The 16,865-nt window shown below is 72.4% G+C and carries 16 protein-coding genes, 1 tRNA gene and 1 pseudogene; 8 read left to right on the top strand and 10 right to left on the bottom strand.

From position 1 onward, the window contains the following. A partial coding sequence (locus tag ACWCSD_RS29000; protein WP_449919488.1) for a hypothetical protein occupies positions 1-239 on the bottom strand: 239 nt, incomplete at its 3' end. Between the two features lie 133 nt (positions 240-372). Between ACWCSD_RS29000 and ACWCSD_RS28995 the strand changes: the two genes are divergently transcribed. Next, positions 373-2,115 (top strand): ATP-binding protein, encoded by a 1,743-nt coding sequence (locus tag ACWCSD_RS28995; protein ID WP_449919485.1) that lies wholly within the window; start codon positions 373-375, stop codon positions 2,113-2,115. Continuing rightward, the gene (locus ACWCSD_RS28990; RefSeq protein ID WP_358288086.1) at positions 2,108-2,785 is read left to right on the top strand and encodes a response regulator transcription factor; all 678 of its coding nucleotides are present in this window, start codon (positions 2,108-2,110) and stop codon (positions 2,783-2,785) included. The genes ACWCSD_RS28995 and ACWCSD_RS28990 overlap by 8 nt, the downstream gene beginning before the upstream one ends. A gap of 1 nt (position 2,786) precedes the next feature. On the opposite strand, the gene ACWCSD_RS28985 is transcribed toward ACWCSD_RS28990, so the two are convergent. Beyond that, positions 2,787-3,590, bottom strand: a complete 804-nt coding sequence (locus tag ACWCSD_RS28985) for a spermidine synthase (RefSeq protein ID WP_397166019.1) — start codon at positions 3,588-3,590, stop codon at positions 2,787-2,789. A gap of 67 nt (positions 3,591-3,657) precedes the next feature. Here ACWCSD_RS28985 and ACWCSD_RS28980 point away from each other — a divergent pair, with 67 nt between their 5' ends. From ACWCSD_RS28980 to lat, 4 genes are all read left to right on the top strand, one after another. Next, a complete protein-coding gene (locus ACWCSD_RS28980; RefSeq protein ID WP_397166018.1) occupies positions 3,658-5,190 on the top strand; it encodes a penicillin-binding transpeptidase domain-containing protein in 1,533 nt (510 codons plus the stop codon). A gap of 47 nt (positions 5,191-5,237) precedes the next feature. Continuing rightward, positions 5,238-5,885 (top strand): PAQR family membrane homeostasis protein TrhA, encoded by a 648-nt coding sequence (trhA, locus tag ACWCSD_RS28975; protein WP_449919480.1) that lies wholly within the window; start codon positions 5,238-5,240, stop codon positions 5,883-5,885. Between the two features lie 58 nt (positions 5,886-5,943). Further along, entirely contained in the window at positions 5,944-6,486 is a 543-nt protein-coding gene (locus tag ACWCSD_RS28970) for an HdeD family acid-resistance protein (RefSeq protein WP_358288076.1), read from the top strand. Between the two features lie 66 nt (positions 6,487-6,552). Next, on the top strand, positions 6,553-7,821 hold the full coding sequence (gene lat, locus ACWCSD_RS28965; protein WP_358288073.1) for an L-lysine 6-transaminase: 1,269 nt from the start codon (positions 6,553-6,555) through the stop codon (positions 7,819-7,821). An 18-nt stretch (positions 7,822-7,839) separates the two neighbouring features. Here the strand turns inward: lat and ACWCSD_RS28960 are convergent, their stop codons facing one another. Beyond that, on the bottom strand, positions 7,840-9,066 hold the full coding sequence (locus tag ACWCSD_RS28960; RefSeq protein ID WP_397166015.1) for an NAD(P)/FAD-dependent oxidoreductase: 1,227 nt from the start codon (positions 9,064-9,066) through the stop codon (positions 7,840-7,842). 116 nt (positions 9,067-9,182) lie between these two features. On the opposite strand from ACWCSD_RS28960, the gene ACWCSD_RS28955 reads away from it, so the two are divergent. Further along, positions 9,183-9,851: a pyridoxamine 5'-phosphate oxidase family protein gene (locus ACWCSD_RS28955; RefSeq protein ID WP_397166014.1), complete on the top strand. Its 669-nt coding sequence runs from the start codon at positions 9,183-9,185 to the stop codon at positions 9,849-9,851. A gap of 12 nt (positions 9,852-9,863) precedes the next feature. Here the strand turns inward: ACWCSD_RS28955 and ACWCSD_RS28950 are convergent, their stop codons facing one another. The 7 genes from ACWCSD_RS28950 to ACWCSD_RS28920 form a co-directional block, all read right to left on the bottom strand. Next, entirely contained in the window at positions 9,864-10,055 is a 192-nt protein-coding gene (locus ACWCSD_RS28950; RefSeq protein WP_358288064.1) for a helix-turn-helix domain-containing protein, read from the bottom strand. Between the two features lie 197 nt (positions 10,056-10,252). Beyond that, positions 10,253-10,328, bottom strand: a tRNA-His gene (locus ACWCSD_RS28945). Between the two features lie 68 nt (positions 10,329-10,396). Continuing rightward, the gene (gene orn, locus ACWCSD_RS28940) at positions 10,397-10,990 is read right to left on the bottom strand and encodes an oligoribonuclease (RefSeq protein ID WP_397166012.1); all 594 of its coding nucleotides are present in this window, start codon (positions 10,988-10,990) and stop codon (positions 10,397-10,399) included. Positions 10,991-11,058: 68 nt separating this feature from the next. Continuing rightward, complete coding sequence (locus tag ACWCSD_RS28935) at positions 11,059-12,243, bottom strand: DUF2510 domain-containing protein (protein WP_397166011.1); 1,185 nt, start codon at positions 12,241-12,243, stop codon at positions 11,059-11,061. A gap of 46 nt (positions 12,244-12,289) precedes the next feature. Then, positions 12,290-13,681, bottom strand: coding sequence for a hypothetical protein (locus ACWCSD_RS28930; protein ID WP_397166010.1), 1,392 nt, complete (start codon positions 13,679-13,681; stop codon positions 12,290-12,292). 21 nt (positions 13,682-13,702) lie between these two features. Continuing rightward, the gene (locus tag ACWCSD_RS28925) at positions 13,703-15,355 is read right to left on the bottom strand and encodes a serine/threonine-protein kinase (protein WP_397166008.1); all 1,653 of its coding nucleotides are present in this window, start codon (positions 15,353-15,355) and stop codon (positions 13,703-13,705) included. A 114-nt stretch (positions 15,356-15,469) separates the two neighbouring features. After that, the gene (locus ACWCSD_RS28920) at positions 15,470-16,444 is read right to left on the bottom strand and encodes a hypothetical protein (protein WP_449919473.1); all 975 of its coding nucleotides are present in this window, start codon (positions 16,442-16,444) and stop codon (positions 15,470-15,472) included. Between ACWCSD_RS28920 and ACWCSD_RS28915 the strand changes: the two are divergent. Further along, positions 16,425-16,865: pseudogene (locus ACWCSD_RS28915) on the top strand (hypothetical protein); the annotation flags it as partial. The gene ACWCSD_RS28920 and the pseudogene ACWCSD_RS28915 sit on opposite strands and share 20 nt — an antisense overlap.

Genomic DNA, 16,865 nt, shown 5'->3' with positions numbered 1-16,865 from the left:
GGCGCGAAGTGCCCGGCCAGCTCGGCGTCGCCGACGGGCAGCCGGGTGACCGCCTCCAGCAGCCAGCGGAGCTGCCGGCCGACAGGGGTGTCGGGGATCTCGACCGCGGCGCTCGCCGTCGGCGCGGCGGTGGCGGACCCGGTGATGGTGGCCAGGGCTGGCACGGGCTGCGTCGCGCAGGCCGTGACCGCCACGGCCATGACGGCGGTGGCCAGTGCGGGGAACCTGTAGTGAGACATGTGCCCAGCCAACAGCCGCGGCCGGGCCCGCGCCCACCATATGCGCCGCCGTTCTCGCAGGTGGGGCTGTCCGTACCGAATGTGCGGTTAACCTCATAGACGCCCATTCGGATTCCCCTGACGATGGTGGTTCATGAGTTCCAGGCTGCTCGCCGGGTCGCTGGCGACCATCGGCGCCGGGGGCGCCCTGGCGGGTGCGCTGCTGGGGTCCGGGCTGCCCGCGCCGCCGCAGGAATGGGCCTTCGGCGTCCTCGGCCTGGTGCTGCCCGCGCTGGGCTGGCTGCTCACCGTCCGCCGTCCCGACCTGCGGTACGGCTGGCTGTTCCTGGCCGCGGCCGCCTGCTTCGGACTCGCCGCGCTGGGCACCGGCCTGGCCGTCAGGTTCCACTACAGCGGGCCGGTCGTGGTCTGGCTGTCCGCGCTCTATGCCACGTTCTACGGCCTGACCTGGATCTTCGTCCCGCTGCTCTTCCCCGACGGCCGCCTGCCGTCCCGGCGCTGGCGGCCCGTGGCCTGGATCGGCGGGGTCGCGATCGCCATGCACACGGTGGGAAACGGGCTGTTCGGCGTCGACCCGGCCCGGCCCGGCGAGCTGCCGGCCGTGCTGACGACCGGGGCGATCTGGGCGGCCCTGGCCAGCGCGCTGGGCCAGCTCCTCACCTTCCTGACGGCCGTCGTCGTCCTCGCCGGCCTCGTGGTCCGCTGGCGGCGCAGCGAGCGGGCCGAGCGCGGACAGTACGCCTGGATGGTCGCCGGCACCGCCGTCCAGCTCTGCGCGGGCGTGCTGCTGCTGTTCCTGCTGGACGCCCGGTTGTGGGGCGCCGCGGTGATCGGCCTGCTCACGGTGATGGCGGCGCTGCCGGTCGCCGTCCTGGTGGGGATCGTGCGGCACCGGCTGCTCGACATCCGGTTCGGCCTGCGGGGCTCCCGCCTGCACCTGATCTTCGACCTGCGGCCCACCGTGGACGAGGTGCTGTCCGGTCTCGGCACCGCGCTGGCGGCCACGCCCGAGCCGGTCGAGCAGCTCGGCAGGCTCGCCGCCGCCGTCCGCGACGGGCTGGAGGCCAGGTGGGCGGCCGTGACGTTGGCCGACGGCACCCGGGTGGCCGCGGGCGAGGAGGAGGGCGGGACGGCGCTGGCCGTGCCGGTGCGCGGCGGCCTCGGACGCATCGAGCTCGGCCCGCGCCGCGCCGGCCGGTACGACCGGGAGGACCGGCGCCTCCTGGAGGCGCTGGCCGTGCCCGCCGGGCTGGCCATCCAGAGCGCCGGGCTGGTCGCCCGCCTGGTCAACGCCCAGGAGGCCGAGCGGCGGCGGATCGAGCGCAACATCCACGACGGCGTGCAGCAGCAGCTCGTGGCGCTCATCGCCGGGCTGGAGCTGGCCCGCGTCACCGGCGCCGGCCCCGACGCGCTGGCCCGCCTGCGCGAGCAGGCCCGCCAGACGCTCACCGACCTGCGCGAGCTGGCCGCCGGCATCCACCCGTCGGCCCTCAGCCAGGGCGGCCTGGTGGAGGCCGTCGAGGAACGCTGCTCCGGGCTGCCCGTGCCCACGACCGTCACCGCCGACCCCGGGCTGCGGGCCCGCCGTTTCGCCGACGAGGTCGAGGGCGCGATGTACTTCACCGTCAGCGAGGCCGTCGCCAACGCGCTCAAGCACGCCGCCGCCGCCAGGATCGAGGTACGCCTGACCCTGGCGCCGGGCCGGGTACGGGCCACCGTCGCCGACGACGGCAGGGGCTTCGACCCGGCCACCGCCGCCCGCCGCGGCCTGGCCACGCTCGCCGACCGCCTGGACGCGCTGGGCGGCGGCATGGAACTCCACAGCGAGCCCGGAAAGGGGACACGCATGCACGCGTGGGTGCCGGCCGATGCCTGAGCCCGTCCGCACGGTCGTCGCCGACGACCACTACCTGGTGCGCGAGGGCACCCGGCAGCTGCTCGAACTGTCCGGCGAGGTGACCGTCGTCGGCGCGGTCGGCGACGCCGACGAGCTGCTGGACGCCGTGCGCCGGCTGGAGCCGCAGGTCGTCGTCACCGACATCCGCATGCCCGGCGGCGAGTGGCGGCCGGGCTTCGAGGGCATCGACGCGGCCCACCGCATCAGGGCCGGCCACCCCGGCACCGGAGTGGTGGTGCTGTCGCAGTTCTCCGACGCCCTGTTCGCCTTCGAGCTGTTCAAGCACGGGACGGCCGGGTTCGCCTACCTGCTGAAGGACCGCGTGGGCGACCTCGACGAGCTGCTCGGCGCGATCCGGGCGGTCGCCGGGGGCGGCTCGGTCATCGACCCCAAAGTGGTCGAGGGCCTGCTGGCCAGGCGCGAGGTCCGCGGGCAGGGGGAGTCGCTGACCCCGAGGGAGCGGGACGTGCTGCGCGAGATGGCCCACGGCCGCTCCAACGCCGGCATCGCCCGTGCCCTGCACCTGTCGATCTCGTCGGTGGAGAAGAACGTGAACGCCATCTTCACCAAGCTGGGGCTGGAGAACAGCGGCGACGTGCACCGGCGGGTGGCCGCCGTCCTGGCCTACCTCGGCCCGGCCGAGCGCTGACTCAGCCGAAGACGGCCGGGGGCGGGACCGGGGCGAGCACGGCGTCGCCGTCCTTGATGGGGTGGGCGCCGCCGATGAAGTTCTTCAGCGTCTCCCCGTGCACGCAGCGCGCCTGGGTGAGGCCGCCGGCCGCGCGCCGGGACAGCAGGTCGAGCGGCAGCTCCGTGCGCGAGGCCGCGACGATCAGGTTGCCGAACCGGCGGCCCCGCATGATCCCCGGCTCGGCCAGCAGCGCCACGTGCCGGAACGCGTCGCACACCGTGGCCAGCAGCCGCTTGGCGAACGCCAGGCCCTTGCCGTCGGCCATGTTGATCAGCAGCGTGCCGTCGGGGCGCAGCACGCGGGCCAGGTCGCCCATGTACTCCGCGGTGGCCAGCTCCACCGGCATCGTGGCGCCGGTGAACGCGTCGAGCACGACCAGGTCGGCCGAGTCGTCCCACACCTTGGCCGTGCCCTCGCGGCCGCCGGCCACGATGACCTTCAGCCGGGGGACCGAGCGCAGGTCGAGCTGCTCGCGGACCAGGTTGACCAGCAGGCCGTCGGGCTCGATCACGATGTGCCGGGAGCCGGGGCGGGTGGCCGAGACGTAACGCGGGATCGTGCACGCGCCGCCCCCGACGTGGACGCAGCTCAGCGGCCCCTCCGGCAGGAGGTCGATGACGTCGGCCATGAGCCGGACGTACTCGAAATCCAGAAATGTCGGGTCTTGTAGGTCAACGTACGACTGAGGTACGCCATCCTTGGACAGCACCCAGCCGTCCTGCCTGTCCAGGTCCCGGAGAAGCTCGACCTCGCCGAACGTCACCGGATAAAGGCCAGGCATCGGTTCCCGCTGTCCACGTGCCACGCTGATCCCTCCCTGGGAGAACCGTATGCGACGCAAGAGGCTGATTGTGCTCGTCATCGCGGTTGTCGCGGTATTGGGCGCGGGCGCCTTCGCCGTTCTGGCCGCCGGGCAGGTCAAGGGCAGCGCCGCCAAGACCGCCGCCGCCTACTTCGACGCCTGGCGGAAGGGGGACGTCGCGGGCATGGCCCTGCTGGTCGACCGGCCGCCGGCCGACTTCTTCGACCGGCACCGCGAGTTGTCGCAGAACCTGCACGTCGAGTCGATCCGGCTCACGCCGGGGCCGGTGCGCGGCACGGGGGAGGAGTCGGCCGAGGTGCGCTTCACGGGCGTGCGGGAGCTGACGGACCTCGGGTCGTGGCCGTTCGACAGCACGCTGCGGCTGGGCGTGCGCGACCGGGCCTGGCGGGTGCTGTGGACGCCCGAGACGCTGCACCCGCTGCTCAAGGACGGCGGCACGCTGGAGGTGGAGGAGGTCGAGGCCCCGGCGGCCGAGCTGGTGACCAGCGAGGGCGCCAAGATCCCCAACGACAGCTACGCCGACGCCTACCTCAATCCGCTCAAGCCCGAGTTCGCCAAGGCCAACCACGGGCTGGAGCTGGTGTCGCGGATGCCTGGACGGCCCGACAAGACGCTGCTGACCCGCCTGCCGAAGGCGAACGTCGAGCGCACCACCCTGTCGCAGCCGGTCCAGGCCGCCGCCGCGCGGGCCCTGGACGGCGTGGCGAACTCCTCGATCGTGGTGCTCAGGCCGAGCACGGGCGAGATCCTGGCCCTGGCCGACCGGCTGGAGGACAACTTCAGCGCGGTGCGCGACGCCTTCCCGCCCGGCTCCACGTTCAAGACGATCGTCGCCGCCGCGCTGCTGGAGAAGGGGGTCGCCACGGGCGACGAGATGGGCTGCCCGGCCTCGTACGCGCCGGACTTCGCGGCGGCGATCAGCAACGACGGCGACGTGGACCGGGGGACCGTGACCTTCGCCGACGCCTACGCCTACTCCTGCAACACCACGTTCGTCGAGCAGGCCACCAGCCGGCTGTCCATGGAGGACCTGCGCAGGACCGCCGCCCGCTGGGGGTTCGACCGGCCGATGGCGACCGGCGTGGGCGGCCGGTGCGGCACGATGCAGCAGACCGACGACACGGACATGTTCTCCCTGGACGTCATCGGCCAGGGCACGGTGGTGGCCACCCCGCTGTGCATGGCCACCGTGGCCGCCGCCGTGCAGAGCGGAACCTGGCGCTCGCCCCGCCTGCTGCCGGAGGACGACGTGCGCCGCGTGGACGGCGAGCCGTTCCCCGACGTCAAGCTGGACGAGGGGGTGGTCGGGGCGTTGCGGGAGATGATGGCCGCCGTCGTGGACCACGGGACGGCGAGCCAGGCGGGCCTGCCGGAGGGCGTGGCGGGCAAGACGGGCACCGCCGAGGTGCAGGACCAGACGTCGCACGGCTGGTTCATCGGCTACCGGGGCGACCTGGCCTTCTGCGTGTTCGTCAGGAACGGCGGATCGGGCCGCTCGGCCGCGGTGCCGATCGCCGTGCGCTTCCTGAACGGCCTGTGACCTTTGGCACTTCAGCTCAATCCGTAACCTACGGTACCGTAGGTTACATGACGACCATCACCGTGAAGCCGAGGCTGCGTGGCTGGTTGCACACCGGGGCGCTGCCGGTGACGCTGGTGGCCGGGTTCGTGCTCGTGGCGCTCGGCCCGACCCCGCAGGCCCGGCTGGCGGCCGGGGTCTACGCGATCACCTCGGGGCTGCTGTTCGGCATCTCGGCGACCTACCACCGGGGCACGCTGGGGCCGCGCCTGGCCGAGGTGCTGCGCAGGTTCGACCACGCCAACATCTACCTGATCATCGCGGGCACGTACACGCCGTTCGGGCTGCTCGCCCTCGACGGCGCGGCCAGGGTCGCCGTGCTCTCGGTCGTGTGGGGCGGCGCGCTGGCCGGGGTGCTGTTCCGGGTGTTCTGGATGAACGCGCCGCGCTGGCTCTACACCGTCCTGTACCTGGCGCTGGGCTGGACGGCGATCTTCGTGATGCCGCAGCTGCTCGAAGGGGCCGGGGTGGCCGCCGTCGTGCTGGTGGCCGTGGGCGGGGTGTTCTACTCGGCGGGCGCGATCGTCTACGGGCTGCGCCGCCCCGATCCGTCGCCGCGCTGGTTCGGCTTCCACGAGGTCTTCCACGCCTGCACGATCGCCGCGTACCTGGTGCAGTACATTGCGGTGTCGATCGTGGTCTATTCCCACATGTAGGTCGACATTTGACCCGGCACTGGTCTCTTTTCGCACGAATCACGGAAAGCAGACCAGTATGCAGGAACTTTCGCGTTCGTGGTGGCTGCTGCTCGTCCGTGGCATCGCCGCGATCATCTTCGGTGTGCTGGCGTTGATCTGGCCGGGGATCACTCTGCTGGTGCTGGTGATCTTCTTCGGTGCGTACGCCATCGTCTCCGGCGTCTTCGAGCTCTTCGCCGCCTTCCGGCACGGCGCCCGGTCGCGGGCCTGGCTGATCTTCTCCGGCATCGTCGGCATCGTGGCCGGCATCATGGCCTTCGCCTGGCCCGGGATCACCTCGCTCGCGCTGCTCTACCTCATCGCCTTCTGGGCCATCGTCTCCGGAATCTCCGAGATCGTGGCGGGCGTGCGGCTGCGCAAGTCCATCGAGAACGAGTGGATGTTCATCATCGCCGGCATCCTGTCGGTGATCTTCGGTGTGCTGCTCATCATCTGGCCCGGCGCCGGAATGCTGAGCCTTGTCTGGCTGATCGGCATTTTCGCGATCCTGTATGGAATCGCGATGATTGTGCTGTCACTTCGTTTGAAGAAGTTCACTCGCGGGGCAGGAATACCGTAAATTTTACGGATACGACCGGGTTCCCTGTATGGAACCTCCGGCCTGTCTCACGACATTGGAGAAGGCATGGACGTACACACCCGCCTTGCCCGTCACCTGCTCGTCGATGGCTACCGTCTCGTCCTCGATCTCGAACTCAGCCGTGGCTCCTGGTTGGTGGACGCCCGCAACGGCCGCCGCTACCTGGACTTCTACACCTTCTTCGCGTCCGCCCCGCTCGGTGTGAACCCGCCCTTCGACCCCGACTTCGCCGCCCTGCTCGGCCAGGTCGCCCGGAACAAGCCCGCCAACCCCGACATCTACACCGAGCACCTGGCCGACTTCGTCGACACGTTCGTCCGCGTGCTCGGCGACCCCGAGCTGCCCCACCTGTTCTTCGTCGAGGGCGGCGCCCTGGCCGTGGAGAACGCGCTCAAGACCGCCTTCGACTGGAAGAGCCGGCGCAACGAGGCCGCCGGCCGCCCCCGCGACCTCGGCACCAAGGTCATGCACCTGACCCGCGCCTTCCACGGCCGCAGCGGCTACACGCTGAGCCTGACCAACACCGAGCCGGGCAAGACCGACCGCTTCCCCAAGTTCGACTGGCCGCGCATCGACGTGCCGGCCATCCACCTCGGCGACGTCGAGGCCGCCGAGGAACGCGCGCTGGCCCAGGCCAGGGCGGCCTTCGAGCGTCACCCGCACGACATCGCCTGCTTCATCGCCGAGCCGATCCAGGGCGAGGGCGGCGACAACCACATGCGCGGCGAGTTCCTGCGCGCCATGCAGGCCCTGTGCCACGAGCACGACGCCCTGTTCGTCCTGGACGAGGTCCAGACCGGCGGCGGCACCACCGGCACGCCCTGGGCCTACCAGCAGCTCGGCCTGGCCCCCGACGTGGTGGCCTTCGCCAAGAAGGTGCAGGTCGGCGGGATCATGGCCGGCCGCAGGGTCGATCTGGTGGCCGACAACGTCTTCCAGCTCAGCGGCCGGATCAACTCCACGTGGGGCGGCGGCCTGGTGGACATGGTCCGCAGCCGCGGCCTGCTGGAGATCATCGAGCGCGACGGCCTGATCGCGCGGGCCGGCACGCTCGGCGGCGTCCTGCTCGAACGGCTCACCAAGCTGGAGGCCGAGCACCCCGACACGGTCTCGGGCGTGCGCGGCAGGGGTCTGATGTGCGCCTTCGACCTGCCCGACCAGGCCGCCAGGGACGGCTACGTGACCCGGCTCAGGGAGGAGCACGGCGTGCTGGCCCTGCCCTGCGGGCCCCGGTCCGTCCGCCTGCGCCCGGCGCTGAACATCCCCGAGGCCGACCTCGAACACGGCCTGGGCGCGCTGTCGGCCGCGCTCTGATCGCCGCTCACCCGGCACTCACTCGGTGGAGGCGATGCTGGTGGCGCTACGGCGCGGCCCGCCGTAGCGCCAGAAGAAGTTGAGCAGCACGCTGACCCGGTTGCGCCCGCCCAGCAGGTACGCCACGTGCACGAAGATCCAGGCCAGCCAGGCGGGCAGGCCGCGCATGGTCAGCCCGTTGCGCAGCTGGAGCACCGCCTCGGCCTTGCCGACCGTGGCCATGATCCCGGGGTCGCGGTAGGAGAAGCGGCCGATCGGCCGCCCGTGCGCCGCGGCCAGGATCTGCCTGCCCACGTGCTTGCCCATCTGGATGGCCGGCTGGGCGAGCTGGGGCAGCGGGTCCGGCTGTCCGGCCAGGTCGCCGGCCACGAAGATCTCGGGATGGCCGGGCACGCTGAGCGCGTCGGTGAGCGTGATCCGGCCGCCCTTGCCCTGCGGCAGCCCCCAGTCGGTCACCTCCTTGGGCGCGGTGACGCCGAGGGCCCAGACGGTCACGTCGCTCGGCAGGCGCGTCCCGTCCTCCAGGATGACGGCGTCCGGCTCCACGCCCGCCACCGTGGCTCCCAGGCGCATCCGGACGCCTCTCCTGCGCAGCGCCTCGGCCGCCGCGTCCCGCAGCCGCGGCTTGTACGGCGCCAGCACGTAGTCGAACCGCTCGACCAGGGTGACGCTCGTCTGGTCGGGCCGGATCTCGGGATGCGTCAGCGGCACCGTACGGCGGCGCAGCTCGGCCAGCGTGCCCGCGGTCTCCACGCCGGTCGCGCCGCCGCCCACCACCACGACGTGGGCGCTCTCGCGCCGGCCCGCCGCGGTGTCCTCCAGGCAGTGCTGGAGATGCCGCCGCAGGTCGGCCGCGTCGCGCAGCGAGTAGATCGGCAGCGCGTTCTCCTCGGCGCCGGTCACGTGGACCCAGTTGGTGGTGACGCCGGTGGCGATCACCAGGTAGTCGTAGTCGAGGGTGGAGCCGTCCGCGAACTCCACCCGCCGGTCGGCCGGGTGCACCTTGCTCAGCGCGGCCCGGTGGGCGCGGACGTTCGGCCACTTCGCGGCGAACGTACGGATCGGGTAGGAGACGTCGGACGTGCCCATCCCCGCCGTGGCCACCTGGTAGAGCAGGGGCTGGAAGGTCGAGTAGGGGTTCCGGTCCACGAGCGTGACCAGGGCGCCGCCCTTGGCCAGTTCCCGCGTCGCGGCCAGGCCGGCGAAGCCCGCCCCCACGACGACGACGCGCGCTCTCCGCACCATGACCACGTCCTTCCCGGATTGCGTTCCATGGTCCATATGGCACCCAGAGCATCGGTTAAACCATTTCTGCCACAGACACCACCGGGAAGAGGGGAGATCCGGGGTAGGGCACCGGTATGTCTGAGCAAGTGACCACGATGGAACGCCTGGGCCGCCGGATAGCCGAACGTCGCGAATCGCTGAACCTGAGCCGGCAGGAGCTGGCCGAGAGGTCCGGCGTGGCGGTCGGCTACGTCGCCTATCTGGAGGACCAGTCCGGCATCTCGGTGCGCGAGGCCCTGGCCCGCCTGGCCGAGGCGCTGGAGACCACCGTGGAGGGCCTGCTCGGGGAGGTGGCCGAGCCCGCCGGCGCGGGGCCGGCCGCGGCGCACCCCACGCTGGTGCCGCTGGCGGAGGAGGAGTGCCTGCGCCTGCTGCGGCCCGGGGGAGTGGGCCGGATCGCCTTCGAGGGCCGCTACGGCCTGACCGTGCTGCCGGTGAACTTCCGGATGTCGGAGGGGGCGATCGTGTTCCGCACCGCGGCGGGCGGCAGCACCGACGAGGACCTGAGCACGGGTGTGGAGGACGTCGAGTACGAGGTCGCGTTCGAGGTCGATCGCATAGAGGAGCTGACGCGGGTCGGCTGGAGCGTGCTCGTCCACGGCTCGCTGCACCACGTCACGACCGAGGACGAGCAGGCCGAGGCGGCGAGCACGGGCGTCGAGCCGTGGGCCGGCGGGCGGCGCCAGCACTACCTGAAGATCAGGCCCACCCGCCTGACCGGCCGCCGGATCACGACCGGCTGAACCCCCGCCGGGTCAGGAGCCGTCCTTCCTGAGCGACAACCACAGTCCGATGGCCGTGACCCGGGAGTCGACGCCGAGCTTGGCGTAGATCCGGTTGACGTGGTTCTTCACGGTCTTCTCGCTGAGGAACAGGCATTGGGCGATCTGGCCGTTGGACCGGCCCGAGGCGATCAGATCCATGACCTCGGCCTCGCGTTTGCTCAAGGAGGTGATCACACTGTCGAACGCTGCGTCGTCGACTCTCATCCGGCCTCCGGGGGCGCGCAGACGGTCTGATCGCCGATGGCCCCCGTGCTTCCGGCGTTAGCGGTAGACAGTGAGCATAACTCGCATTGTCCTGATTTGGGGGCGTTGGCGGGAGAAAACGACAACAGCCGGTCCCGAGGGACCGGCTGTGTGCTTGGGGTGAGTGAAGGGACTTGAACCCTCGACATCCAGGACCACAACCTGGCGCTCTGCCAACTGAGCTACACCCACCATGGCCGCCCACTGCGTGACGGCACAGGAAAAGTGTAGCGGGGTTCGGGAGTCTTTACGCCATCCAATTAGCCGCTGACCCGCTCGGCGAGTTGCCGGGCGGTCGCCGAGTCGGGGCCGGGCTGCGCCACGAAGATCGCCGCGCGGTAGTAGCGCAGCTCCCTGATGCTCTCCTTGATGTCGGCGAGCGCGCGGTGGCCGCCCTGCTTCTCCGGGGCCGCGAAGTAGACCCGCGGGTACCAGCGGCGCACCAGCTCCTTGATCGACGACACGTCGATCATGCGGTAGTGCAGCCAGGCGTCGACCCCGGGCATGTCCCTGGCGATGAACGTGCGGTCGGTGCCGATCGAGTTGCCGCACAGCGGCGCCTTCTTCGGCTCCGGCACGTGCCGCCGGATGTAGTCGAGCACGAGCGACTCCGCCTCGGCCAGCGTGACGCCGCCCGGCAGCTCGGGCAGCAGGCCCGAGGCGGTGTGCATCTCGCGCACGACCTGCGACATCTGCTCCAGCGACTCCGGCGGCGGCTTGATGACCACGTCGACGCCTTCGTCGAGCTGATTGAGCTCGCTGTCGGTGATGACACAGGCCACCTCGACCAGCGCGTCGCGCCCCAGGTCGAGCCCGGTCATCTCGCAGTCGATCCAGACCAGCACGTCACTCATTCGATCTCCTCGCCCAGCGGCTCGGAGCAATCCGCCCGCTTGTTACCCCACCAGCCTAGTGCCCCCGCTTACGCGGGCTTGAGCGAGCCGAGAACCTTCGCCACCACGTCTGTGCCCAGATTGTCGGGAACGGAGATGTACAACAACGTCGGACGCTGCCCGGCCCCGCGGTCCATGAGCACGATCGCGGCGTTCTCCTTCTTCCACTTGTAGCCGTTCTTCTCCGCGACGGCGGTGAAGTCGAGCTGGAACTGCATGACCCACGCGTCATGGTCGCCGATCTTCGTGGCCTTGTTCTCGATCAGCTTGGTCGTGTGCTGCGGCTCGTAGAACTGGGTGCTGAACTGCATGAACAGCGCCTTGGCGGTGTCCTCCAGCGCCGCGGCGCCGGTGTAGGGGATGAGCGCGGCCAGCGGGCCGGCGTAGGCGTTGCCGATCCAGTCCTTGTCGCCCTCGTAGTTCTCCTGCGAGCTGGCCTGCACGCCGCTCGTCCACATCTGCTGGGAGGGGTCGGTGCCGTTGACGTCGCCGTACGCGGGCACCTTCCAGCCGTCGGGCGCCTGGTAGGACAGGCCGCTCCGCGGGTCGGTGATGCGGCCGTCCTGCGGCTGCGGCAGCTCGCCGCCCTGCGGGGGCAGCTCGGTCGGCGGCCCGGCGGAGGGCGGTTCGGCCGTCGGGAACGGCTGCGGCTCCTCGGTGGTGGGCGAGGCGACCGGCGTGCTGCCGCCCCGGTTGAGGAAGAAGATCCCGGCGACCACGATCAGCGCGACCACGACCAGCGCGGCCAGGCCGCCGAACACCCACGGCAGCGGGTTGCCCTGCTTGGGCGGCGGCGCCTGGCCGGGGCCGGGCAGCGGACCGCCGGCCCACTGCGTGGGCTGCTGCGTGGGCTGCTGGCCGAAGGCGGGCTGCTGGTGGGTGGGCTGCCCGTAGCCGGGCAGGCCCTGGGCGGGCTGACCGCCGTAGGGGGGCTGACCCTGCGCGGGCTGCTGGTCGGCGGGCTGCCCGTAGGGCGGCTGGCCGGAGGAGGGACGGCCGTACTGGAGCGTGGGGTTCGCCGGGGTGGCCGACCAGTCGGGGGACGACTGGGGCTGCGGCCCCGGGCCCTGCTGCGGCCCGGAGGACGGCTGCTGCGGCTGAGGCTGCCGCTCCTGCGCGTGGGTGGCGTCCGTCCATTGGTTGCCGTCCCACCAGCGGAGCTGCGGCTCTCCGTACGGGTCGGGGTACCAGCCCGCGGGGGTCTGCGTGGTCATGCCCGTCAGATTAGTAAGAACCGCTTTGTTGCGCATTCAGGGAAGGTCAGCACTTGTAGGTGAAGCTCGCCTTGTCGGTACGCGCCGGGCCCGGCGAGAGCACCTTCAGCGTGGCCGTGGCCTTGACGTTGCTCTTGCCCGACAACGTCCAGCGCAGCGGCACCGAGTAGGACGTCTTGTCGGCGCTCGTGCGCAGGCTGCCCTTGACGACCTCCTTGTCCAGGTTCTTGCGCCACTCGTAGCGGATCTCGCCCACGCCGCCGTTGGTGACCACCGTCCCGGTCAGGACGATCGCGCCGCCGCAGCCCAGCGTCTTCTTCGGCGCCACCACGTCGATCGACCGCACCGCCAGCTCGGGGGCGTCCGTCAGCCTGAACCAGGCCACGATCGCGCCCGCCATGACGACCGCGAAGAGCGCCGTGGACAGGATCGTGCGCCGCCGCCGTCGCCGCGACACCTTGGCCACCCGGCCTTGGGACCGCTTCTCCGGCTGGTGGACGGTCGCGGCGCCGTCGCGTCCCTCGCGCCAGATGCGTTCGGCCGTCGTCTCGGGCTGCCGCACGGTGCCGGCACCGGCTCCCGGGCCGCCCACCCCAGGGCCGAACTGCAGGCGCGGCGGCGACCCCGACGTCGGCACGTGCAGCAGCGTGACGATGTCGCCCTCGTCCTGGGGCGCCGGCGGCGGCTGCGCGGCGAACGACGGCGGCTGCGCGAACGCCGACCTGCCGCGCGCCGCCCGCGCCAGCGCGTCCCGGCTGATCAGGCCGCCGGGCAGCGCCGCGCGTTCCTGGCTCAGCATGGCGCGGGCCGGTTCGAGGCCGAGCGTGGTGGCCGTGCCGGCGGCCCGTTCGAACAGGCCGGCGGCCCGAGGCGCGGTCTGCGTGAAGGACGCGGCCAGCCCGCGGGCCAGCGACGCCCAGCCCGCCGCGTCCCGCTCGCGCGGCGAGACCTGGCCGCGGATCGCGTCGGACAGGCCGCGCTCCGACAGCAGCGCGGCCCCCTCGGCGGTGATCACCACCGTGCCCGGGTGCACCGAGCCGTGCGTGACCCCGGCGGCGTGCAGCGCGAGCAGCGTCTGCGCGGTCTCCGTCAGCACCGACGCCGCCCCCGCCGGATCGACGGGCGCGCCGGCGAGCAGGTCGGCCAGCGTGGGACTGACCGCCTGCGCGGTGAGCAGCCACACCTGGTCGCCCGCCGCGACCACGTCGGCCACCGGGATCAGCCCGCCCATGCCGCCCAGCACGAGGTGCTGGTCGGTCATGACCGTGTTCACCACGCGCTCCCGGACGCCGGGCAGGCCGATGACCCGAGGGTCGAACAGCAGCGCCCCGGCCCTGCGGCCGTCCGGCGAGATGGCGTCGATCCAGTTGCCGAGCTCGGTCATCCACGTGTGCTCGGTCAGCCGGAATCCGGCGATACCGTTCCTGTGGTTGTCCATCCCCCTTGCCCCCCGGCGCGTCTAGCGCTGCTTTCTGTGGCGTCCTGTCATGCGACGTTTCACCGCAAGTGTGACCGGAACCGCGCCGGACGTCATCAGGCCGAGCGCGAGGAGTCCGGCCTGCGCCTTGCCCACTGTGTCCAGGGTGGGCGTCTCGGTGCCGCCGCCCTCGCCGCCGCTCGGCGTCCCGGTCGGGCTGGGCTCCTCCGTCTCCGAAGGCGGCGGGCTGCTCGGGGGCGTCCTGGTCGAGGGCGTCCTGGTGGACGGGGCGGAGGTCTGGGTGGGCGTGGGAGCGGCCGAGGTGGGCTTGCTGCCGTCGCTGGTCGTGCTGTTCTTGCCGGTGATGTCCGGCTCGGGGGAGTCGGTCGGGGTCGGCTTCGGCGTCCTGACCGGCCGCCTGGTCGGCTTCCGCGTCGGGGTCGGCTTGGGCGTCCTGGACGGCGAGGCCGCCGCCGTCGCCGTCGGCAGGACGGGCGGCGGGGTCGAGACGGCCGGGTCCGCGGAGGTCGGCGTCGGGTCCGGCTCCGGCGTGGTCTCCTCGGGGGTCGCGGTCGGCTCCTCCTCCGTGGGCTCCTCGTCGATCACCGGGTCGGTCGCGCTGGGCGTGACCTCGCTCGTCTGGGCCCGCAGCACCGGCTCGTCGGAGGAGGAGTTGACCAGGATCACGCCCACGGCCACCACCACGCCCACGGCGACCGCGCCGATCGCGATCTTGGCCGAGAGCTTGCTCAGCAGGCGGGCGGGGTCGGGGAAACGGGTCTCGGTGAGCGCGGTATGCGTCTCGGCGGCATCGTGCAGGGGGCTCGGGAACAGCAGGATGAGCAGGCCGGCGAGCGCGGCCAGGCGGCGGCGTCCGCGCTCCTCCCAGTCGGCGCCGTACGCCTCGGCCGCGATGGCCTCCAGCTCGGTCAGGAACGCCTCGGCGGACGGCGGCCGTTCGCCCGGCTGCTTGGCCAGGCCGCGTTCGACCAGGCTCTGGAGCGCCGTGGGCACTTCCTCGACGGGCGGCGGCGCGCTCTGGTGCTGACGGGCGAGCGCGGCGATGTTGGGCGCCCGGAAGGGCCGGGTGCCGGTCAGGCACTCGAAGAACACGACGGTGGCGGCGTAGACGTCGGTCGCCGGCCCGGCGGCCCCGCCCGCCCACTGCTCGGGCGCCATGTACGGCGGCGTGCCCGCGGCGCTCGCCCCCTCGCCGGCCCGGACCGCGATGCCGAAGTCCACCAGCTTGCTGACCCCGTCGCCCTGGACCATCACGTTCTCGGGCTTGAAGTCGCGGTGGACGACGCCGATCGCGTGCGCGGCGGCCAGCCCCTGGAGCGAGCCCTTGAGCACGACCAGCGCCGCCTCGGCCCCGGTCGGCCCCTCGGAGCGCAGGATCTCGCGCAGCGAGACGCCGTTGACCAGCTCCATGACGATCGCCGCGCCCTGCCCCGACTCGACGTAGTCGATCAGGCGCGCGTGGTGCGAGCTCTGCAGGGTGCCGAGCAGCCGGGCCTCGTGCCGGAACCTGGCCACGAAGCCCATGTCGGACCTGAGCTCGTCGTTCAGATATTTGATGGCGACTTCCACGCCGTCGTGGTCACGCGTGGCCAGGACCACCCGGCCGGCGGCGCCGCTGCCCAGTTCCCGGACTTCGGTGTAGCCGGGGACCCCCCACTGCCCATCGCCGTACATAAACGGTCTCCTCTGGAGTCATTCGGGCCCCCACCCGCATCAAACGCTGCGTAGCTTAACCAGAGGGAAGGGCTTTCCCGCCACCGATATGCCGATATGGCCGAATTTGCGAGATTAGTCCACCGTGCCGGGCTTATCGGATTGTGGGGATTCCTGCGGTTTGGGCGTTTCCTGTGGTTTTGGGGTTTCTTCTGGCTTGGGTGTCTCTCTGGGGCATTCTGGGGTTTTTCCGCTCGCCTGGTCCGGGCCGCCGGCCGCCTCCGGCGTCGTGCTCGCCGTGACGGTCCAGGTGGTGCCGCACGGGACGGTCCTGAGCGCCCGGCTCACCGTCCTGGTGTACGTGGTGTCGCCGGACAGCGTGAGCCGCTCCGAGCCGGCCGGCTCGCCGCCGAGCAGGAACCCCACGTCCAGCGTCACCGGCCGGTCGTCGGCGGTGACCACCGAGACGGTCGCCGCCAGGCCGCCCTCGCTCAGCCCGGCCCTGACGATCGAGACCCGTCGCACGGCGGGCGGGCAGGTGACCTCGACCCGGGCGGTCCGGACGCGGTCGCCGGCGCGGACCCGTACCGACAGGGTGGAGCCGCAGGGGCGCGCGCGGAAGGAGTGGGTGAAGACGCGGGAGTAGGAGGTCTGGCCGGACAGGCTCGCCGTACGGGTGCCGACGGTCTCGCCGTCCACCGCGAACGCGGCCTCGACCGGGAGCTCGCCGGTGCCGTCGGCGGTCACGCCGACCCGGGCGCGCGCGGTCAGCCCCGGCGCCTCGGGCATCGCCAGCGAGACGAACAGCCCGTTCACCCGCGTCCGGCAGGCCGGCACCGGCACCGAGGAGGCCCGGGCGCCGCCCGGCGCGGCGGGGGAGGTGACGACGGTCAGCGTGACGGTCCCGCCGCACGGCCGTTCGCCGAGGTCCCAGGTGAAGGCGCGGGTGTAGGACGTCGCGCCGCTCAGCCGCAGGCGCTGGACGTGGCCCTCGCCGCCCGGCGCGGTCCACGTCCCGGTGGCGTTGACGGGAGCGCCCCCGGCGGTCCGGACGGTGACGGAGGCGCGCGCGACGCCGTCGCCGTCGACCGTGACGTCACCCACGCTCACCCCGAGAACGGTCGCGACGGGCGTCGGCGTCGGGGTGGGCGTCGGTTTGGGGGTCGGTGTGGGGGACGGCGCCGGGGTCCGGGTGGGCGTCGGTTCGGGCGTCGGCGTGGCGGTCCTGGTCGGCTTCCTCGTGGGCCCGGCCGTCGGCGTGCGCGGCGCCCGGGTGGTGACGGGCGGCCTGGAGGTCGTCGGCGGCGGCAGCAGCTCGGGCGGGGACGCCGTCGACGGCGGCCCCTCGGGAGAGGTGCGCGGCGTCGCCTCGGGCGTGCTCGGCGGCGCGGTCACCGCCTCGGTCGTGGCCGGCGGCACCGCGACGGCCGCGCCGACCGGCTGCTCGGCAGGCTGCCGCCGGGCGGCGAGCGCGACCACCACCGCCACCGTCACCACCGCCACCAGGACCCCGGCGCCGTCCCCCACACCG

Source organism: Nonomuraea sp. NPDC001684, from assembly GCF_053596515.1.
Note: the sequence above shows the minus strand (reverse complement) of the source record. Positions and strands in the feature narration are given on the sequence as shown.